This window comes from Micromonospora palomenae, assembly GCF_007829925.1.
Lineage (GTDB): Bacteria > Actinomycetota > Actinomycetes > Mycobacteriales > Micromonosporaceae > Micromonospora > Micromonospora purpureochromogenes.
Genome location: NZ_VIXA01000002.1, coordinates 1,835,502 through 1,856,905, shown reverse-complemented (window position 1 = coordinate 1,856,905; position 21,404 = coordinate 1,835,502). Strand labels below are relative to the sequence as shown.

Genomic DNA, 21,404 nt, shown 5'->3' with positions numbered 1-21,404 from the left:
TTGTCTGGTGCGCCGGTTCCTTCGTCACCCCGTCCGGCTGGTGCCGCTCGGCTTCCTGGTGGCGATCGCGATCGGCACCGGCCTGCTGATGCTGCCCTGGGCGACCAGCGAGCAGCGCTACACCCCGCTGGTCACCGCGCTGTTCACCGCGACCTCCGCCGTGTCGGTCACCGGTATGGCCGTCAACGACACCCCGAACTACTGGAACGGGTTCGGGCTGGCGATGATCACCGTGCTCACCCAGGTCGGCGGCCTGGGCATCCTCACCGGCGCGGCCCTGATCAGCCTCGCGGTGTCCCGGCAGCTCGGGCTGCGCAACCGGCTGCTGGTCCAGGCCGAGACGGCCGAGTACGGCGTCGGCGACGTCGGCTGGCTGCTGGCGCGCATCGCGATGACGGTGGTGGTCACCGAGGCGCTGATGACCCTGATCGTCAGTGGGCGGCTCTGGCTGGCCTACGGCTACCCGCCCGGCCGGGCGCTCTGGTCCGGCACCTTCCATTCGATCCAGGCCTTCAACAACGGCGGGTTCACGCTCTACTCCGACGGGCTGCTCGCCTTCTCCCGGGACCCCTGGGTGGCGCTGCCGCTGGGAATTGGCGCGATCATCGGTGGCCTCGGCTTCCCCGCCCTGTTCGAGGCGGCCCGGCACTGGCGCCGTCCGGGCCGCTGGGCGATCGCCACCAAGCTGACCATCTGGGGCAGTGTGGTGCTGGTGGCGGGCGGCTTCCTCGCCCTGCTGCTCGCCGAGTGGGGCAACCCCCGCACCATCGGCACGTACGACGCGCCCGGCAAGGTGCTCGCCGCGTTCACGCAGATCGCCCTCAGCCGCACCGGCGGCTTCGACGTGATCAACATCGAGTGGCTGAGCGAGGAGAGCTACCCCCTGCTCATCGCCCTGATGTTCATCGGCGGTGGCAGCGCCAGCACCGCCGGCGGCATCAAGGTTTCCACGTTCTTCCTGCTCGCCTTCGTGATCTGGGCGGAGGTGCGCGGCGAGCCCGACGTCGTGGTGGGCCGGCGGCGGGTGGTCGGGTCGAGCCAGCGGCAGGCGATCACCGTCGCGCTGCTCAGCGTCGCGCTGGTGGTCATCGGCACGGTCGGGCTGATCCTGATCACCGAAGGGGTCCGGTTCAACGAGTCGCTCTTCGAGGTGACCTCGGCCTTCAGCACCACCGGCCTGTCGGTGGGGCTCACCCCGAAACTGCCCGAGCTGGGCCAGTACGTGCTGACCGTCCTGATGTACATCGGCCGGGTCGGGCCACTCGCCCTCGGCTCGGCGATCGCCTTGAACACCCGGCGCCGGCTGTACCGCTACCCGAAGGAGCAACCCATTGTCGGCTAGAGGAACGAGCGACGGCGACATCGCCGTGATCGGGCTGGGCCGGTTCGGCTGCCACCTGGCCGGCGCGCTGACCCGGCTGGGCCACGAGGTGCTCGCCGTCGACCGGAACCCCGAACAGGTCCAGCGCTGGGCGCCGCACCTGGAACGGGTGGTGCAGGCGGACGCGACCGAGGAGCACGCGCTGCGCCAGCTGGGCCTGACCGACTTCCGGCGGGTGGTGGTCGCGATGGGCGTGTCACTGGAGGCGAGCGTGCTCACCGTCGTGGCGCTGACCGAGGTCGGCGTGCCGCAGATCTGGGCCCGGGCCACCTCGGACAAGCACGCGAGGATCCTCGCCTCGGTCGGCGCCCACCACGTGATCTTCCCGGAGGCGGAGACCGGGGAACGGGTGGCGCACCTGATCGTCAGCCGGATGCTCGACTTCATCGAGTTCGGCGACGACTTCGCCATCGCCAAGGTGCCGGTGCCGCCGTCCCTGGTCGGCCGGTCGCTGCGCGACCTGGGCCCCGAGCGCTACGGCGTGCTGGTGGTCGGCGCGAAGCTCCCCGGGGAACGCTTCCGGTACGCCACCGCGGACACCCGGATCAGCAAGGACACCGTGCTGATCGTCGAGGGGACGATCGCTCAGGTGCAGCAGTTCGCCAACCTCGGCTGACCGGTCACTTCCCCTTGCTCCTGCCCCCCTTCGTCGTCGCTACCGGCCGCCTTTTCCCTTGCTGTCACCCGACCCCTTGCCCTTGCCGGAGGTGCCGGATTTCGCCTTCGACGTGCCGGACCCACCGCTGCCCGAGGACTTGACCGTGGTCTTCGCCGGCGGCTTCTTCGTCGTCGCCTTCGGGGGTGCCTTCGGCGGCGCCTTCGGGGTCGGCGCGGTGGTCGGCATCGCCCCGGCCACCCCGGAGACCCGTACGCCGCAGGTGCTCTCGCCGATCTTGAATTCCAGCGGCAGCGGGTTGCCGCCGGCGTACCGGCCGGACAGGGCGATCTTCTCGGAGGCCCCGGGCGCCAACGACTCCCGGCCGGCGGCCGGGTCCACCCGGACCGTCCGGCCCTCCTGCCGCACCGTCGGGCCGGGGGCGGTGAGCGTCTGCTGGCCGGGGAAGGCGAAGCTCATCGTCCAGTCCCGCAGCTCGCGGGTACCGGTGTTGGTGAGGGTGAGCTGGGCGGCGAAGTCCTTGCCGGAGTCGCTGCGCAGCGCGTACTCGACCTCGCAGGGGGTCGGCTGCTCCAGGCCCATCCGCGCCTCGGTGGGCTGGTCGACGCCACCGCTGGCCGGGGTCTTCGAGGTCATCCCCCACATCGCCGCGGTGACCGCGACCAGGCCGGCGGCGGCCACCCCGGCCTCCACCCGACGCCGCCGGGTCGCCGCCCGGCGGCTGCGGGTCCGACCGGAGAAGGGCAGTGCGTCGGTGTCGGTCGACCAGGGCAGGATCGTGGTGCCGGCGCTGGCCAGCAGCGCCGGGTCGAGCGTGCCGGGCGCCGGGGAGACCGGCACGGCCGCGATCATCCCGGCCGCCTCGGCCAGGGTACGGGCCAGCTCGGCGGTGGTCGGCCGGTCCTCCGGCTGCTTGGCCAGGCAGCGGTGCGCCAGCTCGGCCACCTCGGCGGGCAGCCCCGGCACCTCCGGCATCGGCTCCGGGTCGTTGTACATGTGCGCCCGGAGCATCTCGGTGGTGGTGCTGGCCTCCCACGGCAGCCGGCCGGTCAGCATCCGGTAGAGCAGCAGCCCGACGGCGTACACGTCGGTGGCCGGCGAGACCTGGCCGTTGTCCAGCCGCTCCGGCGCCAGGTAGGCGGGGGTGCCCAGCAGGGTGCCGTCCGGCCCCTTCTCGCTCTCCCCCACCAGCGCGGAGATGCCGAAGTCGACGACCTTCACCCCGTTCGGGGTCAGCATGACGTTGCCGGGGGTGACGTCCCGGTGGACCACGCCCCGGGCGTGCGCGGTGGCCAGCGCCGAGGTGACCTCGGCGGCGATGGTGACCGCCTCGCGCCAGGCCAGCTTCCCGTCCCGGCCGAGCCGCACGGTCAGCGGGGCGCCGTCGACCAGCTCCATCACGACGTAGGGCACGGTCAGGCCGATCTGCTCGGACTCGCCGTAGTCGTACACGTTGGTGATGTTGGGGTGGCAGAGCCGCGCGGCGGCCTGGGCCTCGACCCGGATCCGGTGCCGGAAGGCCTTGTCGCTGGCCAGCCGGGAAGCGAGCACCTTCACCGCGACCTGCCGACCCAGCACCTCGTCGTAGCCACGCCACACCACGGACATGCCGCCGGCACCGAGCTGCTCGATCAGCCGGTACCGCTCACCCAGCAGCTGCGCGCCGTTCCGGATTCCACCACCCATGGTCGGACGTGTTGCCCGGGAAGGACCCCGCTACACCTCGCTGGTCGTAATCGGTCAGCGGATTCACCCGATCAGGCTGTCGCGAGCAGTTGGTCCACCGGCGCGTAGTCGTCGGTCAGGACCAGCGCGTCGTCGACGAAGGCGGCCAGCTCCCCACCGGCCAGCAGGTCCGGCACCGTGTCGAGGCGGCCCAGCCGCTGGGTGAGCGCGTCCACCGGCAGCGGCGCGTCCGAGGCGACGATGAGGAAGTTGGAACCCTGCTGACCGGCGATCGCGGCGGCCGGGGCGACCAGCGCGACGTGGCGGAACTCGGCGGCGACCGTGGCCAGCTCGCTGCGGATGAAGCGGCCCGGCGGATAGTCGATGACGTTCTGCACGTACATCCCGCCGGGCCGGAGCACCCGGCGGACCTCGGCGGCCATCTCCCGGGTCGCCAGGTGCCAGGGCACCACCAGGTGGCCGAAGGCGTCCCCGACCACGAAGTCGCGGCTGTCGGTGGGCTCGCCGCCGACCAGCATCCGGGCGTCACCCACCACCGCGCGCAGCCCCGGCCCCGGCCGTACGCCCAGCAGCCGCCGGTCCAGCTCGACCAGCTCACCGTCGATCTCGAAGACCACGTTGTCGGTGCCGGGGCGGGTGGCGCTCAGGTAGCGCGGCATGGTGAAGCCGCCCCCGCCCAGGTGCAGCGCGTCCAGCCGCCGCCCCGCCGGCGCGACCACGTCCGCCGCCGCGCCGATCCACCGCGTGTACGCGTACTCCAGGTGGGTGGGGTCGGCCAGGTCCACGTACGAGTGCTCGCCGGAGTTGAGGTAGAGCACCCGCCCGCTGGCGCGGGACGGGTCGTCGGCCACCCGCGCGCAGTGGTACGCCGTCTCCACGTCGCACGGGTTCGGGGCGACCGCGCTGAGTCCCGCCCCGAGCAGTCCGAGCACCGCGAGGGTGGCCTTGGTCCGGGTCGCGCCGGGCAGCCCGGCGCCCTCCTGCCGGCGCAGGTGGAACCCGAGCGCGAGGCCGGTGACCCCGAGCAGCACCGCCAGCGCGATCAGGATGACCGTGCTGGGCAGCGCTGCCACCAGCACGAAGCCGGTGACCAGGGTGGCGGTGATGCCGCCCAGCGTGCCGATGCCGGAGAGCCGCCCGACCACCTGCCCGGTGCGGCGCAGGTCGGCCAGTTGGAGCTTCACCACCAGCGGGGTGACCGCCGCGAGCAGGGCCGCCGGGACGAAGACGGCGAGCGCGGTGAGCAGCAGGATGGCGCTGGCGGCGCCGCCGCGCAGCACCTCACCGGCGTACCGGACCACCGGCAGGGTGACCGCCGTGGCGATGCCGGCCAGCACCAGCGCCGGGGCCAGCAGGCCGCGCGGGTCCCGCCGGTCGGCCAGCCAACCGCCCGTCCACGCCCCGTACGCGATGGCGGCCAGCGCGATGCCGATCACCGAGCTGGTGACCTGGAGGGTCACCCCGACGTATGGGCCGACCAGGCGGAGCGAGACCGTCTCCAGCACCAGCACGGCCCCGCTGGAGAGGAAGACCAGGAACGCGGCGAGCCCGTTGGGCAGCGCGCGGGCGGTGGCCGGGCCGGCGGAAGCCGGGCTGACCACGACGTCGGACGATGAGCTGCTCACCGTCGCGATGGTACGCAGCGTTCCTGGCGCTCCGGGTCAGTACATCGAAAGATGAACATGGTTTGTGTGGTCGGCGGCCGGGCTGCCGGAGCCGCTGTACGACCGCCAGCCCGTGTTCGGCATCCAGATCTGCCGGTACCAGATCACGTAGAGCACGCCGAGCCGGCTGGCGTTGTTCTTGAGGTAGTTGGCCAGGCTGTCGCCGTACGCCTTGTCCCCGCCGGTGGCCGTGCGGTCCTCGAACCCGCCGGTGGCGGCGGCGAAGTCGCAGGCCCGCCCCTTCGGGTGCTCACCGTCGCCGCCACTGCGGAAGCAGGAGACGTACCGCTTGTAGCCGGCGGCCTGGGCCTGCCGGAGGGCGTGCAGGGTGCGCGGGGTGATGCAGCCGTCGGTGGTCGGGTCGTTGACCGAGCAGGACTCCGACGGCCAGGACCCGTCCGAGTTGCGCGGCGCCGGGCTCGCCGAACGCGAGCCGCCGCTGAAGCCGGAACTCGTGCCGGAGCTGACCGTGGCGAGCGCCCGCTCGGCGTCCCGCTTCCGCTTGGCCAGCGCGGCGAGCTGCTTCTGCTGCTCGCGCACCTCGTTGTCGATGGCCGCCTTGGCCTGCGCGGCGGCCTGCTTGGCGTCGGTCAGCTCGCGCAGTCGCTTGGCGTCCCGCTGGCCCATCACGTCCAGCTCGGCGGCGCGTTGCAGCAGCGCCTGCGGGCTGGCGCTGTTCAGCAGCGCCGAGGCGGTGCTCAGCCGACCCAGCCGGTACGACTGCGCGGCGACCTCGCCGACCTGGGCGTTCAGCCCGACCAGCCGCCCCTCGACCGTCTTCAGCTCGCCGGTCAGGGCGGCCTGGCGACGCTTGGAGTTGTCCAGCTTCGCCTTGGCCTCGATGTGGCCCTTGGCGGCGGCCTCCAACGCCTCACGGAGCTTCTTGGTGCCACCCTCGTTCGGCTCGGCGGCGGCCGGCGCGACGCCGGCGCCGAGCAGCAGCGCCACGACGGCAAGCAGCACGATCAGCGGCCGGCGGGCAGCCGGCCTGGTGAGGCTGGTCCTCGGCACGACAGTGTCCTTCCTCGGCCGCCAGGGGGACGGCGGCGCGGCGGCGGCCCCGCCGGGCTCCGAAAGGACGGGCCTGCTGGCGGCGACCGCCGGACACGATACCGGACCCAGGCCGGTTGACCAGGCCCGCGACCGCCGAGGGCATAGATCGTCGACGCAGCGTCCCGACATCGTCGCGCAGCGCCGCGACAGCCGGCCGGCCTCGTCCGCACCGGCGTGATCCACTCCGATTGCGGTGTGTCGCGGCATCCGGCCGCCCCGACACCCCGACACGCCGCACAGCGCGCGCCGGAGGGGTCGGGTCAGCCGCCGAGGAGGGCGTCACGGACCTCGTGCCAGGTCCGCTCGTCGGCCGCGACCAGCAGCCCCTTGTCGTCGTCGGCCGGGTGGTACTCGGCGCCGTCGAACCGGCGGGCCACCCCGCCGGCCTCTCGCACCAGCAGCACCCCCGGGGCGTGGTCCCAGGGCAGGGTCCGCCAGAAGAGCACGAACTGCTGGTCGCCGGTGAGCAGGTCGAGGTACTCCCGCCCGGCGCAGTGCTGCCCGGCCAGCAGTTCGCCGATCCGCTCCCCACCCGCCTCGGCGGTCCGCCGGGTCTCCGGCGGCAGGAACCGGGTCATCGCGGTGCCGCGCAACGCGCCGAGCGGCGGTACGCCGTCGGCGGTACGCACCGGCCGGCCGTCGAGCAGGGTGCCCTCCCCGGCGACGGCCACCGCCAGCGTCTCCGCCAGCGGGTCGAGCACCCAGGCGGCGGCCAGCTCGCCGTCGGTGAGCAGCGCGACCATCAACGCGAACGGGCGTCGGCCGGCGGCGAAGTTGCCGGTGCCGTCGACCGGGTCGACCACCCAGACGTCGCCGTCGCCGCGCAGGTGGCGCAGCAGGGACGGATCGTCGGCGACCGCCTCCTCGCCGACGACGACCGAACCCGGTCGCAGCCGGCGCAGCGCGGCGGAGATCTTTTCCTCCGCCCGCCGGTCGGCCACCGTGACCAGGTCGCCGGGGGCCTTCTCGGCGACGTCGGCGTCGTCCAGCCGGCGGAACAGGGGCAGCACGACCTCGGCCGCGGTTTCCCGCAGCAGCTCGCCGACGTCGTCCCGCAGCCGGTCAGCCACGCGGCGGGAGCTTGACCACGCTGACGAAGAACTCGTCGATCTGCCGGACCACCGAGATGAAGCGCTCGAAGTCGACCGGCTTGGTCACGTAGGCGTTGGCGTGCAGCTGGTAGCTGCGCAGGATGTCCTCGTCGGCCTGGGAGGTGGTGAGCACCACGACCGGGATGCGGCGGAGCTGCTCGTCCTCCTTGATCTCCTCCAGCACCTCGCGGCCGTCCCGGCGGGGCAGGTTCAGGTCGAGCAGGATCAGGTCCGGCGTCACCGCGTCGCCGTACGGGCCCTCACGGCGCAGGTAGGCCAGCGCCTCGGCGCCGTCGGAGACGACGGTGAGCCGGTTGCGCAGCTTGTGCTCCTCGAACGCCTCCTGGGTCATCAACACGTCACCCGGGTCGTCCTCGACCAGCAGGACCTCGATCGGGCTCTTGCCGTCCGCTGGCGCGGTCATCTCACCGTCTCCTTCATGCCACCCGTTGTACCGTGCTCCGGTGCCGCCTCACGCGTGTCTGCGCCCGCCGGGCCGTCCGGCTGCCGGCCCACGGTCGGCGCGGAGGTCTCCGGCTCACCGTCGGCGTCAACCTCGCCCATCGCGGCCAGGTCGTCACCCGCCGGCTCCTCGCCGGTGACCGCCTCGGCCTCCGCCGCCGCGCGGGCCGCCTCGACGTCCTCGGGCAGCGCCGGCAGGGTGAAGCGGATCGCGGTGCCCTCGTCGGTGTCGGTGTCCACCCAGACCCGGCCACCGTGGTACTCCACGATCTTCTTGACGATCGCCAGGCCGATGCCGGTACCCGGGTACGCGTCCTTGGCGTGCAGCCGCTGGAAGATCACGAAGATCTTGTCGGCGAACTCCGGCTCGATCCCGATGCCGTTGTCCTGGCAGGTGATCTCCCACTCGTCGTCGACGAGTCGGGCGGAGACGTGCACCTTCGGCGTGACGTCCGGGCGGCGGAACTTGATCGAGTTGCTGACGAGGTTGGCCAGCAGGTTGGTCAGCAGCGGTTCCTCGCCGCGGATCACCGGCATCTCGTCCCAGGTCAGCTCGGCGTCGGCGTACTGGCGGGCGGCCTCGGTCTGCCCGGCCACGTCGCCCATCACCTTGTTGAGGTCGACCTCGGTGAAGCCGGTGGTGAGCCGGCCGATCCGGGAGAAGGCCAGCAGGTCGTTGATCAGGCGCTGCATCCGCTGCGCGCCGTCGACCGCGAAGGCGATGTACTGGTCGGCCCGCTCGTCGAGCTGGCCGGCGTAGCGGCGCTGGAGCAGCTGGCAGAAGCTCGCCACCTTGCGCAGCGGCTCCTGGAGGTCGTGCGAGGCCACGTACGCGAACTGCTCCAGGTCGCGGTTGGAGCGGGTCAGCTCCTCGGCCTGCTTCTGGAGCTGGCTGTTGACCCACTCGATGCTCTCGCGCGCCTCGCGCACCTCGGCGAGTTCCCGGGCGATCTTCTGCCGCATCGCGTCCACGTCGCCGGCGAGCTGTTGGAACTCCGGTGGGCCGGACCCGGCGATGCGGTGCTGGTAGTCGCCCTCGGCGACCTCCCGAATCTGCTCGGCCAGCCCGGTCAGCGGCTTGATCACCATCCGGTCCAGCGACAGCAGCAGCACCGAACCGGCCACCGCCACCACCACCGCCGCGACGATCAGCAGGACCACCAGGATGTTGCTGCTCTGGTAGACCTTGTCCGCCGTGCGCTGCCGCTCGTCGAGGATCTCGGCCTGGAGCACGCCGGCCGAGGCCCGGATCCCGTCGAACTGCTGCCGCGCCTGGTCGGTGATGAGTGCCTGGCCGGCCGCCGTGCCGTCCCGCTCGGTGGTGGTGATCACCGGCTGGGCGATGGAGCTGCGCCAGTCGGCCGCCTGCTGCTCCACCACGGCCAACGCCCGCTGGATGTCCGGATAGTCACCGATCAGCGCGTTCATCTTGCTGACGGTCTCGCGCTCCTGCTGGAGGCCGCTGTCGTACGGGGCGAGGTCGGCGCGGTCGCCGCTGACCGCGTACCCCCGGACGGCGGTCTCCTGGTCGAGCAAAGCGTTGAGCAGTTCCTGGCCCTGCACCCGCAGCGGGCCGGTCTTCACCAGCACCGCGTCCATGTTCTGCCGGGTCTTGGCGGCCAGCGCGGCCTCGGCCGCGGCGAGCCCGAGCAGCAGCACCACGACCACGGTGAGCAGCACGCTCACCCGCCGGCGCAGCGTCCAACCGGGGCGGTACGAGTTCACCGGCCACCGCCGCGGGTGACCAGCAGCATGGCGACGTCGTCGGCGAGCGGACCGCCGTTGATCTGCTCGGCCCGGCCGACCAGCCAGGCCGGCAGCTCGGCCAGCGGCACCGCCTGGTTGGCCGGCTCCTCCAGCAGGCCGGTCAGCCCCGGCACGTCCAACCGGTCGTCGCCGTCGCCCACCCGTCCCTCGATCAGGCCATCGGTGTACATCAACAGGGACCAGTCATCGGTGTCGAACTCCAGGTCGAACGCTACGGGTCGGCGAGGTCGTACCCCGAGGAGCAGGCCACCGCGCGCCGGGACCGGCGCGACCTTGCCCCCGGAGAGCAGCAGCGGCGGCGGGTGCCCGGCCAGCCGGACGGTGGCCCGGTTGCCGTCCAGGTGCAGCCGGACCGTGGCGACGGTGGCGAAGATCTCCTGGAGCCGGCGCTCGCTCATCAGCACCTGTTCCAGGGCGGGCAGCACGTCGTCGTCGGCGACCCCGGCCAGGATCAGCGCCCGCCAGGCGACCCGCAGCTCGACGCCGAGCGCGGCCTCGTCCACACCGTGCCCGCAGACGTCGCCGACGATCAGGTCGACCCGGTCGGGCCGGGTCTGCACGACGTCGAAGAAGTCCCCGCCGATCAGGGCGGCGTGCCGGCCGGGACGGTAGAAGGTGTGCACCGACACCTCGTCGGTGCTCATCAGCGGCTGGGGCAGCAGGCCGCGCTCCAGGCGGGCGGACTCGGCCTGGCGCAGCTCCACCTCGCGCAGCCGCCGGGCGTTCTCGTCGGCCCGCTTGCGTTCCACCGCGTAGCGCAGCGCGCGGGTCAGCAGGACGCCGTCGACCTGCCCCTTGACCAGGTAGTCCTGGGCGCCCTCGGCGACCGCGACGATGCCCAGGTGCTCGTCGGAGCGGCCGGTCAGGACGCAGACCGCCGCGCCGCTGGACATCTCCAGCACCTTGCGCAGGCCGTCCAGGCCCTGGGCGTCGGGCAGCCCGAGGTCGAGCAGCACGCAGTCGACGCCGGCGACCCGCTGCCGGGCCTCGCTGAGGCTGGTGGCGACCAGCAGGTCGATCATCGAGTTGGTCTCGGCGAGCAGCTCACTCACCAGGAAGGCGTCGCCCTCGTCGTCCTCGACCAGCAGAACCCGCAGCCGCTCGCCGGGCGGCAGGTTGGGGTTCGGCCCGAGGCCCCCCTGCGGGTACGGCGCCACGGAGGGACCGGCCATGCCGGGCCCCCGGTGCGGCCGGGTCACCGCCGCGAGACGCGGGAGTTCGCTGGTGATGTCGGGCTCCTTCCGAGTGCCCCGCTGATCCTGTATTAGACAACGGTCGCACACAACACGGCCGTGGCGGCACGGGCGTACCCGGGCAAGGCCGTCACACGGACAGCGGTCGGGCGGGAAGGAGCGTTACGGGAGGCCCCGGGGTGTCGCGGCTCACCCCCGGCGGGGTGCAGGATGATCCTCACCCTTCGCCCCACCCACCGAGGAGCCCGCCGTGGGCGCACCCGTAGTTCCCGCCGCCGAGGAGTCCGCCGGGCGCACCCCCGTGGTCCGCGCCGTCGACCGGGCGCTCGCCCGGCCGCGCCGTCGAGCGCTCGCCGCCGTCGCCGCGCTGGTCGCGCTGCTCGCGGTCGGTGCCGCCGTCCTGGTGGACCTGCGCACCCCGGAGCCGCGTCCGGCGGACGCGCCGGCCGGCGAGTTCAGCGCCGCCCGGGCGTACCGGACGGTGCAGACCGTCGCGGCACGCCCGCACGTCGCCGGCAGCCCGGCAAACGATCAGGTACGCGAGCACCTGGTCGGCGCGCTGCGCGGCCTCGGGCTGGAGACCGAGGTGCAGGACACCGTCGCCCCGGAGGCCGGCCAGCTCCAGCGGGGCAACGGCAACTACTCGATGGGCCGGGTCCGCAACGTGGTCGCCCGACTTCCCGGCACGGACCCGACCGGCAGGATCTTCCTGGTCGCGCACTACGACTCGGTGCAGTCCGGGCCGGGCGGCAACGACGACGGCGCCGGCACCTCCACCATCCTGGAGGTGGCCCGCGCGCTGACCACCGGGCCCCGCCCCCGTAATGACATCGTCTTCGTGCTCACCGACGCCGAGGAGGCGTGCCTGTGCGGCGCGTCGGCCTTCGTCTCCAGCCATCCGCTGGCCAAGGACGGCGGAGTGGTGCTCAACCTCGAGGCGCGCGGCTCGACCGGGCCGGTGATCATGTTCGAGACCTCGCGGAACAACGCAGACCTGGTGAACCTGTTCGGCCGGGCGGCGCCCCATCCGGTGGGCACCTCGTTCGCGGTGGAGATCTACCGACTGCTGCCGAACGACACCGACTTCACCCCCTTCCGCGACCAGTACGACCTCGACGACCGCCCGCGCTTCATCGGGTTGAACTCGGCCTACATCGACGGCGGCGCGATCTACCACACGTCCCTGGACACCCCGGAGGCGATGGACCGGGGCAGCCTCCAGCAGCACGGCGACAACGCGCTCGGCCTGGCCCGGGCGCTCGGCCGCTCCGACCTGCCGACGCTCTGGTCCGGAGACGACGCCACCTACTTCCCGGTTCCGGGTGGGCTGGTCCGCTATCCGGGCTGGCTGACCTGGCCGCTGGCGCTGGCCGCGGTGATCGGCGTCCTCGCGCTGGGCCGGCTCGCCCGGTCGCGGGGCCGGACCACCGGGAAGCGCCTGATCGCCGGCTTCGGCCTGGCGCTGGTCCCGATCGTCCTCGCCCCGCTGACCGCCCAGCTGTTCTGGGCGGCGGTCACCGCGATCCGCCCCGGCCATGCCGAGCTGCTCGACCCGTACCGGCCGACCTGGTACCGGCTGGCCGTGGTGGCGCTCGCCGCGACGGTGCTCCTCGGCTGGTACGCGCTGGTCCGGCGCTGGGCCGGGCCGATCGCGTTGGCGATCGGCGGGCTGGCCTGGCTGGCCCTGCTCGGGGTGCCTCTCTCCGTGTTCGCACCGGGCGGGTCGTACCTGGTCGTCCTGCCCGCCGTGGCCGGCGTCGTCGCCGGCTTCGTCGCGCTGAACGCCCGGATCGAGGGGCCGTGGCCGGTGGTCGCGGTGACCGCGGCCGCAGCGGTGGGGGTGGTCATCCTGCTGCCCACCGTGGTGCTGCTCTTCCCCGCGCTGGGCATGGCGATGGGCGGGGTCGCCGCCCTCTTCGCGGTGCTGCTCGGCCTGGCCGCGCTCCCGGTGGTCGACCTGCTGCACCCGCAGGCCGGTGGGGAGCGGGGGATGCGCGCGCTCCGCGCCCGGAGGCTGGGCGCGTTGCCGGTCGGCGCCGCCGCGCTCGCGGCGGCGGTCTTCGCCGGGGTGGGGCTGTCCGTCGACCGCTTCGACGCCGCGCACCCGGCGCCGACCCATCTGATGTACGCCATGGACGCCGACACCCGGCAGGCGCGCTGGCTCAGTCACGAGGAGGACCCGCAGCCGTGGACCGCGCAGTACGTCGGCGGGGTGGCCAGGGTCGGTGGCGAGTTCCCCGGCCTCGACGACGCGGAACTGCGCTCGGGGCCCGCGCAGCCGGCCGACCTGCCCGCTCCGAAGCTGGAGGTGTTGAGCGACACCGCCGACGGTGACGTGCGCCTGCTGCGACTGCGGGTGACCCCCCAGCGGCAGGTCCGCCTGCTCACCATGCACGTGGACGGGGAGAGCGCCGAGGTGCTGAACGCCGAGGCGGAAGGTCGGATGAACGAGCTCTCCGGGCCACCGCCCAACCCACCGTGGACCGCGGGGTTGACCTTCCACGCGCCCCCGCCGGAGGGGATCGAGGTCACCCTGAAGCTGCTGCGCAAGGGCGAGCGGGTCCGGATCCGGGTGATGGACGTCAGCGACGAACTGGACGGCCTGCCCGGCTTCCGCCCCCGGCCCGCGGGTGTCGGCGTGGCCGGCTCGCACAGCTCCGAGATGCTGGCGGTGGCTCGGACGTATCCGTTGTAGCCGGACCGGTGGGGGCCCGGCCTTCCGGTCGGGCCCTGTGGAGCTGATGTCATGAACGACTCAGGCAGCGCGCCGAGTGGGTGGGGCGCTGATGGCCATGACGGCGGTGTCGTCGGTGAGCCCGGCGCCGAAGGTGCCGAGCAGATCGGTGACGGCGGCGACGGCGTTGGCGGCGTTGGTGGGTGCGAGATTGGCGCCGAATCGGGCGAGGGCCGCGGTTCCGTACCGGCCGTCGGGGGTCTCGCTGCTGCCGGTACGGGCCTCGGTGAGTCCGTCGCTGTAGAGGAGCAACGTGTCGCCGGGGTTCGCCACGACGGTGGTGTTGGTGTACTCGGAGTTCGGAAAGGCCCCGACGATGCGGCCCTTCGTGCACTGGTAGTCGGCGGAGCCGTCGGCCCGTAGCAGCAGTGGTTCGGGGTGTCCGCCGCTGGCGATGACCGCGGTGAACCCGCCGACGGCCGGCGTGGGTGTGAGGATGCCGAAGACGACCGTGCAGTAGCGCGCGTCCTCGCGGTATTCCTGCCAGAGCACGGTGTTGAGGTTGTGCAGCGCGATGGCGGGGTCGGGGTTGTAGACGGCTGCGGCACGCAACGTGTAGCGGGCCAGGGCGGTGACGGCGGCCGCTTCGACGCCTTTGCCGCTGACGTCGCCGAGAAAGAATCCCCAGCGGCCGTCGTCAAGGGGGAACAGGTCGTAGAAGTCGCCGCCGACTTCGTCGGTGGAGGCCATCCGGTAGTACGCGGCGCTTTCCAGTCCGGGCGGGGTCTGCAGCACGGCGGGGAGCAGGCTTCGTTGCAGTTTGCTGACGAGTTGCCGCAGCCGTTCGTCCTCGCGTTCCGCGGCTCTGCGGGCGTCGAGGAGTTCTCGTTCGTAGCTGCGGCGTTCGGTGGCATCGAAGATGGCCGTGCGGATGAGTTGGGGTTGGCCGTCGCTGCCGGCCTTGACGACGGAGGTGACGAGGACCGGCATGCGGGAGCCGTCCCTGGTGCGAAGCTCCAGGGCGATACCGCGGATCTCGCCCTGCATGGCCAGCATGGGTGCGAAGTGGGTTTCGTGATAGATGCGGCCCCCGCCGGTGAGCAGGTCGCTGAAGCGGCGCCGGCCGACGAGTTCCTCGCGGGAGTAGCCGAGCCAGGCCAGCAGGGTACTGTTGATCTTCGCAATCGTGCCGTCCAGCAGGGTGGACAGGTTCCCGCAGGGCGCGTTCTCGTACAGGTCTTCGAGGTTGTCCTCGAGCAACGAAGGGAACCCCGCCTCGCTCGGCCGGGCGCTCCCGTCATCGCTCGGACCTTGGCCGTAGGGATCACGCCCGGCAGAGGGGGTCACCGGTAAGCGGCCCTGACGAATGACGTGATCGCTGCGGTCGTGGCCTCCGGAGCGCTCAACTGCGGGCAGTGCCCGGTCGCGTCCAGGGTGACCAGCCGACTTCCGGCGATCTGCGCGTGCACGAACGCGCCGACCTCAGGCGGCGCGATGGCGTCCTGGGCGCACTGCAGGATCAGGGTGGGAACCTTCACGGCGGCGAGGTCGGCACGGTTGTCGGACAGGAACGTGGCGCGGGCGAACACCTGCGCCATCGCGGGATCCGTCCGGCAGAAACTCGCCGTCAGCTCTTCACTGAGCTCCGGCCGCTCCGGATTGCCCATGATCAGGGGAGCCATGCTCGACGACCAGCCGAGGTAGTTGCTGTCGAGCGACTCGAGCAACTCGTCGATGTCGTCGCGGGTGAAACCGCCTCGGTAGTTCGCGTCATCGATGTAGCACGGCGACGGGGTGACCAGGACGAGTGCGGAGAAGCGGTCCGGTTCGCGGTTCGCCGCGAGGACGCCGATGCTCGAACTGACCGAGTGTCCGACGAAGATCGGCTGCTGAAGGTCCAGGTCCTGGCAGATGCTCAGCACATCATCGGCGTAGCCGTCCAGGGAGGCGTACCGATCGGCGTCCCAGGCCGCCGGGTCAGCCTTGCCTGATCCGACGTGATCGAACAGCACCACCCGGGCCCATTGTCCGATTTCGGCCGTCACGTGGCGCCACATGTGCTGGTCGCAGCCGAAGCCGTGCGCGAGCACGACGGTGGGACCGTCCTCGCGACCGACCACCCTCACGTTGTTGCGGTTCCGCACACGCATTCACCTATCTTCCATCCCCGGCACCTCGGGACCAAGTGCCCGCTCACCTGGGCAAATTCCGTCGTGCCCGGCCTGCGAGCTCCGCAGGACGGCACACCCGAGCGCGGGCAACGGCGGAAGATGCCGGGGGTGGTGTGGGGGGCCGGCGAGCCGGGACTCCTACTTCCAGCGGAAGTGCACGAAGAGCCGGCCGAAGTTCTTCGAGTCCTTCTCGACCCGGTGGTAGAGCTGCTTGACGTCCTTCTGGTCGAGGAACCGCAGCACCCGCTTCTTGAGCTGCCCGGAACCCTTACCGGGGATGATCTCGACGAGGGTGGCCTTCTTCGCCACCGCCTCGTCCATGATTCCGCGCAGCGCCCGGTCGATGTCGTGGCCCTTGTTGAAGATCTCGTGCAGGTCCAGCTTCAGCTTCATGCCGCGCCCACCGCCAGGTCAGCTCCCATGCGCACAATCGTAGGCGGGCCGGCGGGCGGCCTGCGGACACGCGTCGGGGCGGCCCCCGCCCCCGCAGGGCCGCCCCGAGGATCGTGCGTCAGCGACCGAGCCCGATCCGGGTCTCCACCCGGCGCAGCGCGGTCGTGTAGTCGTCGTTGGTCGAGTGCATCGCCGCGGCGATCCGCAGGTGCCGCAGCGCGTCGGCGTGCCGGTTCAGCCGCTCCAGCGTGCGGCCCAGCACGTGGTGCGCGTAGTGGTCGCTCGGGTCCCGCTCGACCAGCTCGCGCAGCTGTTCCTCGGCCCGGTTGAGCTGGGCCGACTGGAAGTACGCGCGGGCCAGCAGCTGGCGTACCGAGGAGTTGCCGGGCTCGGCCTCCACGATCGGCTCGAGCAGCCGGGCCGCTCCGGTCGGGTCACCCGCTTCGAAGAACATGGTCGCCCGCCGGTACTCCGCCAGAAGATCCATCCGACCCACCTCCTCCTGTCGAGCCGCCTCTCGTCCGACGCTGGCACAACACCGGCCGCTCCGCGAGTGTTCCGGGGCCGGAATCGCGCTCAGGGGGCCGGGTCGTACCGGCCGTCGATCAGCTCCCACGCCCGGACACCGCCCACGATCCCGGCCGTGTTCGGGACGACCACGACATCCTCGCCCATTCGGGCCAGTTGCTCCGGCCGGATCAGCCGGGAGTTGCCCCCGCCCAGGTAGAGCCGGTCCCAGCGGAACACCGGGCGCAGCCCTTCCACCACCTGCCGGATCCGGCGGGACCAGAACGCGTCGCCGAGCCGGCGCCGCTCCGGCTCCCCGACGTACGTGTCGTAGGTGGTGCCCCAGCGCACCGGTGCGTGCGACAGCTCCAGGTGCGGGGCGAGCCGCCCGCCGTCGAACAGCGCGCTGCCCAGCCCGGTGCCGAGGGTCAGCACCAGCTCGCAGCCGGTCCCGGCGACCACCCCGGCCCCGTGCACCTCGGCGTCGTTGAGCACCAGCGCCGGCACCCCGAAGGCGTCGCCGAGCGCGCTGCGGACGTCGTACCCGGACCACTCGGTGACCAGGTCCGGGTCGACCCGGCTGCGCGGCCCGGACCGGGTCACGTAATGCGGGGTGGCCACCACCACGCCGTGCCGGATCATGCCGGGCATCCCGACGGTCACCCGGTCCGCCGCGGGCAGCCGGGCGCCGAGTTCCACCAGCGTCTTGACGAAGAGCGCCGGCGGCAGGGGGTACGGCGTGGGCACCCGCAGCGGCCGGGCGCGCATCGTGCCGGCGGCATCCAGCACGCTCGCCTTGATCCCGCCACCGCCGCAGTCGATCGCCAGTGTGGTCACCACGGGAGTGAGTCTGCCTCGCGTCCCGGGGCCGCGTACCGCGGGTCGCCCGATCCGGGCGGGCGCGGCGGCGACGGTACGCTCGGCTCCTCATGAGCGCCACGCTGATCGTCAAGGACCTCGCCGCCGGCCACGGTGACCGGCTGCTCTTCTCCGACCTGGAGCTGGTGGTCGCCCCCGGCGACGTGGTCGGGCTGGTCGGGGTCAACGGGGCCGGCAAGTCCACCCTGCTGCGCACCCTGGCCGGGCTGCTGCCGGTGGAGCTGGGCAGCGTGTCGCTGAACCCGCCCACCGCCACCGTCGGCTACCTGCCGCAGGAGCCCGAGCGCCGGCCGGGCGAGGCCGTCCGCGACTTCCTGGCCCGGCGGACCGGGGTCACCGCGGCGCAGGCCGCGCTGGACGCGGCCACCGAGGCGCTGACCGCGGGCGGACCCGGCGCGGACGACGCGTACGCGGACGCGCTGGAGCGCTGGCTCGGTCTCGGCGGCGCGGACCTGGAGGAGCGGGCGGAGCAGGTCGCCGCGGAGCTGGGGCTGACCGTCGACCTGGACCACCCGATGACCGCCCTCTCCGGCGGTCAGGCGGCCCGGGCCGGGCTGGCGTCGCTGCTGCTCAGCCGGTACGACGTCTTCCTGCTCGACGAGCCCACCAACGACCTGGACCTGGCCGGTCTGGAACGGCTGGAGCGGTTCGTCACCGGGCTGCGCGCCGGCACGGTGCTGGTCAGCCACGACCGCGAGTTCCTGACCCGGACGGTGACCCGGGTGCTGGAGCTGGATCTCATCCAGCAGCAGGTCCGGCACTACGGCGGCGGATACGCGGCGTACCTGGAGGAGCGGGAGGTCGCCCGCCGGCACGCCCGCGCGGACTACGAGGAGTACGCCGACACCCGCGCGGCGCTGGAGGCCCGGGCCCGCACCCAGCGCGCCTGGATGGAGAAGGGCGTGAAGAACGCCCGGCGCAAGGCCACCGACAACGACAAGATCGGCCGCAAGTTCCGGGCCGAGGCGACCGAGAAGCAGGCGGCGAAGGCGAAGCAGACCGAGCGGCTGATCGAGCGGCTGGACGCGGTCGAGGAGCCGCGCAAGGAGTGGGAGCTGCGGATGGAGATCGCCGCCGCGCCCCGCGCCGGCGCGGTGGTGGCCTCGCTGCGCGGCGCCGTCGTCCGCCGGGGCGGCTTCACGCTCGGCCCGGTGGACCTCCAGATCGACTGGGCGGACCGGGTGGCGATCACCGGGGCGAACGGCTCCGGCAAGAGCACCCTGCTCGCCGCGCTGCTGGGCCGGCTGCCGCTGGACACCGGGCACGCCGCGCTCGGCCCGGGCGTGGTGGTCGGCGAGGTCGACCAGGCCCGGGGGCTCTTCCTCGGCGACCAACCCCTGCTGGACGCGTTCGGCGCTGCCGTACCCGAGCTGACCCCGGCGGACGTGCGGACGCTGCTGGCCAAGTTCGGCCTGCGCGCGGAGCACGTGCTGCGGCCGGCGGCGACCCTCTCCCCCGGCGAGCGGACCCGGGCGGCGCTGGCGCTGTTGCAGGGGCGCGGGGTCAACCTGCTGGTGCTGGACGAGCCGACCAACCACCTGGACCTGCCGGCGATCGAGCAGCTGGAGTCGGCGCTGGCCAACTACCCGGGCACGCTGCTGCTGGTGACCCACGACCGGCGGATGCTGGACGCGGTGAGCGTCAACCGGCGGCTGCGGGTGGACGCCGGACGGATCGCCGAGGATTGATCCGTGCCGACCGGCGCGCGGCGGGTGAGAATGAGCCCATGCTCAAGTGGGAGTACGCGCTGCTGGTGCGGCGACGTCAGGCGGCCACCAACGACATCGGCTGGGAGGTCGTCTTCGTCTGGTACGGCCCGGACGGCTCGATGGTCGACGTCACGCCGTACGGCGACACCGCGCTGGCCCACCTGAACCGGGCCGGCGACCAGGGCTGGGAGCTGGTGGCGATGAGCGAGGACCCGTCGCTGCCCGGCAACAACGAGCTGCACCGCTACCACCTCAAGCGGCCGAAGGCGAGCGCGGCGCCACGCCAGCGGATGCGGGGCGGCGGCCGGTCCGCCCGGCGCACCATTTCCGGCTGAATCGGGCGCGCCACGCATACCGGGCGGCGATGCGGGTAACGGCCGGCGGGAGGTGGCCATGGTCGCGCTGGCTCAACCGCCGCCCTCGGCCGACCGGCTGCGGGCGATCGACGGATTCCTCGCCGAGGCCTGGGCGGACCAGGTCCGCCACGACGAACGGCTGCGGGGGCTCGCCGTGGACGTGCGGTTCGACCGGGGGGTCGCCCACCTGACCGGTGCGGTGGCCGAGCCGGCCGAGCTGCGGATGGTCCGCGACCTGGTGGGCCGGCTGGCCGGGGTCTACGGCGTGTGGTGCCGGGTCGGCGTGGGCGGCCGGGAGCCGGTGGTGGTGGACCTGGGCTGCGGCGGCCAGAAGCAGTACCCGACCAACCTGGGGCTGGACATCTTCCCGGCGCCCGGGGTGGACGCCGTGGCGGACCTGTCCGGCTCGCTGCCGCTGGCCGACGACTCGGTCGACGTCTTCTTCGCGGTGCACATCCTGGAGCACCTGATCGATTTCCTGCCGCTGGTGGACGAGTGCCACCGGGTACTGCGCCCGGGCGGCGTGCTGCACGTGATGAGCCCCTGGTGGGGGCACGTCAACGCGGTGGCCGACCCGACCCACGTACGCCTGCTCGACGTGCAGACGATCAAGGGGATCTGCGGGCAGCGCCCGCCGGGCACCCCGCGCTGGTACCCCCTGCACGCCGGCTGCGACGGCGCCTCCATCTTCGCCGACCTCACCCCCCTGCCTCCCAGCGAGCCCCCACCCTCCCCCTCCCACCTGGCCCGCTTCTTCGCCTGACCCCCGCCAAGGAGAACGGGGTCAGTGGGGGTGGGTGCTCTCGCGGGGGGTGAGGCGGTAGGGGGCGGTGAGGTCGCGGGGTGGGGTCTCGCGGTCGCCGTCGACGCGGGCGGCCAGCATCTCGACCGCGAGCCGGCCGATGCGCTCCTTGTCGGGGGCAATGGTGGTCAGCGTGGGCACGCTGAACCGGCCGTCCTCGATGTCGTCGAAGCCGGCCACCGCGACGTCCTCGGGCACCCGCAGGCCGGCCTCGTGCAGGGCGCGTAGGGCGCCGAGGGCGAGGGTGTCGTTGAAGCAGAAGACGGCGTCGGGGCGTACCCCGGCGGCGAGCAGGTGGCGGACGGCGGCGGCGCCGTCCGCGCGGTGCCAGGCCGGCGCGGGCGCCACCAGGGCCTCGTCGTAGGCGATGCCGGCGTCGGCGAGCGCGGCGGCGTAGCCGGCCAGGCGCAGCCGGGCGCTGGCGCCCTCGGGGGTGCGCTGCGACCCGACGGCGGCGATCCGGCGGCGGCCGAGGCCGACGAGGTGGGCGGTGATCTCCCGCGCGGCGGCCACGTTGTCGATGCCGACGTGGTCGGCCGGGCCGTGGTCCACCCGCTCACCCAGCAGCACCATCGGCGTGCCGTCCAGGCCGGCGAGGTCCTCGGCGGTGAGCGCCAGCGGGCTGAGGATCAGGCCGTCGATCATGTGGTCGCCGATGCCGGCGGCGGCGACCCGCTCCCGCTCGGCCCCACCGCCGGTCTGGTCGATCAGCACGGTCCACCCGCGTTCGGCGGCGGCGGTGACCACGTGCCGGGCCAGTTCCGCGAAGTACGGGATGTCCAGCTCCGGCACGGCCAGCGCGATGACGCCGGTACGCCCCTTGCGCAGGTTGCGGGCGGAGAGGTTGGGCCGGTAGTTCAGCTCGGCGATCGCCTCCTCGACCCGGGCCCGGGTGTCCGGCCGGACGTGCAGGTAGCCGTTGACCACGTTCGAGACCGTCTTGACCGACACGCCGGCCCGCTCGGCCACGTCCTTGAGCCTGTGTCGCACGATCTCATCC

At 72.9% G+C, this 21,404-nt stretch carries 19 protein-coding genes; 6 read left to right on the top strand and 13 right to left on the bottom strand.

What is annotated here, in order from left to right; translation table 11 throughout:
* Nucleotides 1–7: 7 nt before the first annotated feature.
* Both FHX75_RS19765 and FHX75_RS19760 read left to right on the top strand, forming a co-directional pair.
* Nucleotides 8–1,342: a TrkH family potassium uptake protein gene (locus tag FHX75_RS19765; RefSeq protein WP_154941750.1), complete on the top strand. Its 1,335-nt coding sequence runs from the start codon at nucleotides 8–10 to the stop codon at nucleotides 1,340–1,342.
* Nucleotides 1,332–1,997: a potassium channel family protein gene (locus tag FHX75_RS19760; protein WP_154941749.1), complete on the top strand. Its 666-nt coding sequence runs from the start codon at nucleotides 1,332–1,334 to the stop codon at nucleotides 1,995–1,997. Before FHX75_RS19765 ends, FHX75_RS19760 begins: the two co-directional genes overlap by 11 nt.
* 39 nt (nucleotides 1,998–2,036) lie before the next feature.
* Here FHX75_RS19760 and FHX75_RS19755 read toward each other — a convergent pair whose 3' ends face one another.
* The 7 genes from FHX75_RS19755 to FHX75_RS19725 all read right to left on the bottom strand — a co-directional run bounded on the left by FHX75_RS19755 (nucleotide 2,037) and on the right by FHX75_RS19725 (nucleotide 10,892).
* The gene (locus tag FHX75_RS19755) at nucleotides 2,037–3,683 is read right to left on the bottom strand and encodes a serine/threonine-protein kinase (RefSeq protein WP_154941748.1); all 1,647 of its coding nucleotides are present in this window, start codon (nucleotides 3,681–3,683) and stop codon (nucleotides 2,037–2,039) included.
* Nucleotides 3,684–3,754: 71 nt separating this feature from the next.
* On the bottom strand, nucleotides 3,755–5,308 hold the full coding sequence (locus FHX75_RS19750) for a fused MFS/spermidine synthase (protein WP_154941747.1): 1,554 nt from the start codon (nucleotides 5,306–5,308) through the stop codon (nucleotides 3,755–3,757).
* A gap of 36 nt (nucleotides 5,309–5,344) precedes the next feature.
* A complete protein-coding gene (locus tag FHX75_RS19745; protein ID WP_154941746.1) occupies nucleotides 5,345–6,358 on the bottom strand; it encodes a coiled-coil domain-containing protein in 1,014 nt (337 codons plus the stop codon).
* 302 nt (nucleotides 6,359–6,660) lie between these two features.
* Nucleotides 6,661–7,470 carry an inositol monophosphatase family protein gene (locus tag FHX75_RS19740; RefSeq protein ID WP_154941745.1) on the bottom strand — a complete coding sequence of 270 codons (810 nt, stop codon included), beginning with the start codon at nucleotides 7,468–7,470 and terminating at the stop codon, nucleotides 6,661–6,663.
* Nucleotides 7,463–7,915 carry a response regulator gene (locus FHX75_RS19735; protein WP_154941744.1) on the bottom strand — a complete coding sequence of 151 codons (453 nt, stop codon included), beginning with the start codon at nucleotides 7,913–7,915 and terminating at the stop codon, nucleotides 7,463–7,465. The genes FHX75_RS19740 and FHX75_RS19735 overlap by 8 nt, the downstream gene beginning before the upstream one ends.
* A complete protein-coding gene (locus tag FHX75_RS19730; protein ID WP_154941743.1) occupies nucleotides 7,912–9,678 on the bottom strand; it encodes a sensor histidine kinase in 1,767 nt (588 codons plus the stop codon). Before FHX75_RS19730 ends, FHX75_RS19735 begins: the two co-directional genes overlap by 4 nt.
* A complete protein-coding gene (locus FHX75_RS19725) occupies nucleotides 9,675–10,892 on the bottom strand; it encodes a PP2C family protein-serine/threonine phosphatase (RefSeq protein WP_154941742.1) in 1,218 nt (405 codons plus the stop codon). Before FHX75_RS19725 ends, FHX75_RS19730 begins: the two co-directional genes overlap by 4 nt.
* A gap of 271 nt (nucleotides 10,893–11,163) precedes the next feature.
* On the opposite strand from FHX75_RS19725, the gene FHX75_RS19720 reads away from it, so the two are divergent.
* A complete protein-coding gene (locus FHX75_RS19720) occupies nucleotides 11,164–13,608 on the top strand; it encodes a M28 family peptidase (protein ID WP_425463502.1) in 2,445 nt (814 codons plus the stop codon).
* A 60-nt stretch (nucleotides 13,609–13,668) separates the two neighbouring features.
* On the opposite strand, the gene FHX75_RS19715 is transcribed toward FHX75_RS19720, so the two are convergent.
* The 5 genes from FHX75_RS19715 to FHX75_RS19695 all read right to left on the bottom strand — a co-directional run bounded on the left by FHX75_RS19715 (nucleotide 13,669) and on the right by FHX75_RS19695 (nucleotide 17,498).
* Nucleotides 13,669–14,847 carry a PP2C family protein-serine/threonine phosphatase gene (locus FHX75_RS19715; RefSeq protein WP_246158220.1) on the bottom strand — a complete coding sequence of 393 codons (1,179 nt, stop codon included), beginning with the start codon at nucleotides 14,845–14,847 and terminating at the stop codon, nucleotides 13,669–13,671.
* A gap of 83 nt (nucleotides 14,848–14,930) precedes the next feature.
* On the bottom strand, nucleotides 14,931–15,737 hold the full coding sequence (locus tag FHX75_RS19710) for an alpha/beta fold hydrolase (RefSeq protein ID WP_154941740.1): 807 nt from the start codon (nucleotides 15,735–15,737) through the stop codon (nucleotides 14,931–14,933).
* Between the two features lie 159 nt (nucleotides 15,738–15,896).
* Nucleotides 15,897–16,151: a Smr/MutS family protein gene (locus tag FHX75_RS19705; protein ID WP_030329768.1), complete on the bottom strand. Its 255-nt coding sequence runs from the start codon at nucleotides 16,149–16,151 to the stop codon at nucleotides 15,897–15,899.
* Between the two features lie 118 nt (nucleotides 16,152–16,269).
* The gene (locus FHX75_RS19700) at nucleotides 16,270–16,638 is read right to left on the bottom strand and encodes a tetratricopeptide repeat protein (RefSeq protein ID WP_154941739.1); all 369 of its coding nucleotides are present in this window, start codon (nucleotides 16,636–16,638) and stop codon (nucleotides 16,270–16,272) included.
* Between the two features lie 89 nt (nucleotides 16,639–16,727).
* Nucleotides 16,728–17,498 carry an ROK family protein gene (locus tag FHX75_RS19695; protein ID WP_154941738.1) on the bottom strand — a complete coding sequence of 257 codons (771 nt, stop codon included), beginning with the start codon at nucleotides 17,496–17,498 and terminating at the stop codon, nucleotides 16,728–16,730.
* An 89-nt stretch (nucleotides 17,499–17,587) separates the two neighbouring features.
* Between FHX75_RS19695 and FHX75_RS19690 the strand changes: the two genes are divergently transcribed.
* From FHX75_RS19690 to FHX75_RS19680, 3 genes are read left to right on the top strand one after another with little or no spacing between them, the layout of a single operon-like run.
* Nucleotides 17,588–19,225, top strand: a complete 1,638-nt coding sequence (locus FHX75_RS19690; RefSeq protein WP_154941737.1) for an ABC-F family ATP-binding cassette domain-containing protein — start codon at nucleotides 17,588–17,590, stop codon at nucleotides 19,223–19,225.
* 38 nt (nucleotides 19,226–19,263) lie between these two features.
* Nucleotides 19,264–19,581 (top strand): hypothetical protein, encoded by a 318-nt coding sequence (locus tag FHX75_RS19685; protein WP_154941736.1) that lies wholly within the window; start codon nucleotides 19,264–19,266, stop codon nucleotides 19,579–19,581.
* Between the two features lie 58 nt (nucleotides 19,582–19,639).
* A complete protein-coding gene (locus tag FHX75_RS19680; RefSeq protein WP_154941735.1) occupies nucleotides 19,640–20,365 on the top strand; it encodes a methyltransferase domain-containing protein in 726 nt (241 codons plus the stop codon).
* Nucleotides 20,366–20,386: 21 nt separating this feature from the next.
* On the opposite strand, the gene FHX75_RS19675 is transcribed toward FHX75_RS19680, so the two are convergent.
* Nucleotides 20,387–21,394, bottom strand: a complete 1,008-nt coding sequence (locus FHX75_RS19675; protein WP_154941734.1) for a LacI family DNA-binding transcriptional regulator — start codon at nucleotides 21,392–21,394, stop codon at nucleotides 20,387–20,389.
* Nucleotides 21,395–21,404 lie beyond the last annotated feature (10 nt).

Excerpts from the sequence above, each read along its gene's own strand:
- FHX75_RS19755 (WP_154941748.1), bottom strand. The coding sequence starts at position 3,683 with ATGGGTGGTGGAATCCGGAACGGCGCGCAGCTGCTGGGTGAGCGGTAC.
- FHX75_RS19735 (WP_154941744.1), bottom strand. The coding sequence starts at position 7,915 with ATGACCGCGCCAGCGGACGGCAAGAGCCCGATCGAGGTCCTGCTGGTC.
- FHX75_RS19725 (WP_154941742.1), bottom strand. The coding sequence starts at position 10,892 with ATGGCCGGTCCCTCCGTGGCGCCGTACCCGCAGGGGGGCCTCGGGCCG.
- FHX75_RS19710 (WP_154941740.1), bottom strand. The coding sequence starts at position 15,737 with ATGCGTGTGCGGAACCGCAACAACGTGAGGGTGGTCGGTCGCGAGGAC.
- FHX75_RS19705 (WP_030329768.1), bottom strand. The coding sequence starts at position 16,151 with ATGAAGCTGAAGCTGGACCTGCACGAGATCTTCAACAAGGGCCACGAC.
- FHX75_RS19700 (WP_154941739.1), bottom strand. The coding sequence starts at position 16,638 with ATGGATCTTCTGGCGGAGTACCGGCGGGCGACCATGTTCTTCGAAGCG.
- FHX75_RS19690 (WP_154941737.1), top strand. The coding sequence starts at position 17,588 with ATGAGCGCCACGCTGATCGTCAAGGACCTCGCCGCCGGCCACGGTGAC.
- FHX75_RS19685 (WP_154941736.1), top strand. The coding sequence starts at position 19,264 with ATGCTCAAGTGGGAGTACGCGCTGCTGGTGCGGCGACGTCAGGCGGCC.
- FHX75_RS19680 (WP_154941735.1), top strand. The coding sequence starts at position 19,640 with ATGGTCGCGCTGGCTCAACCGCCGCCCTCGGCCGACCGGCTGCGGGCG.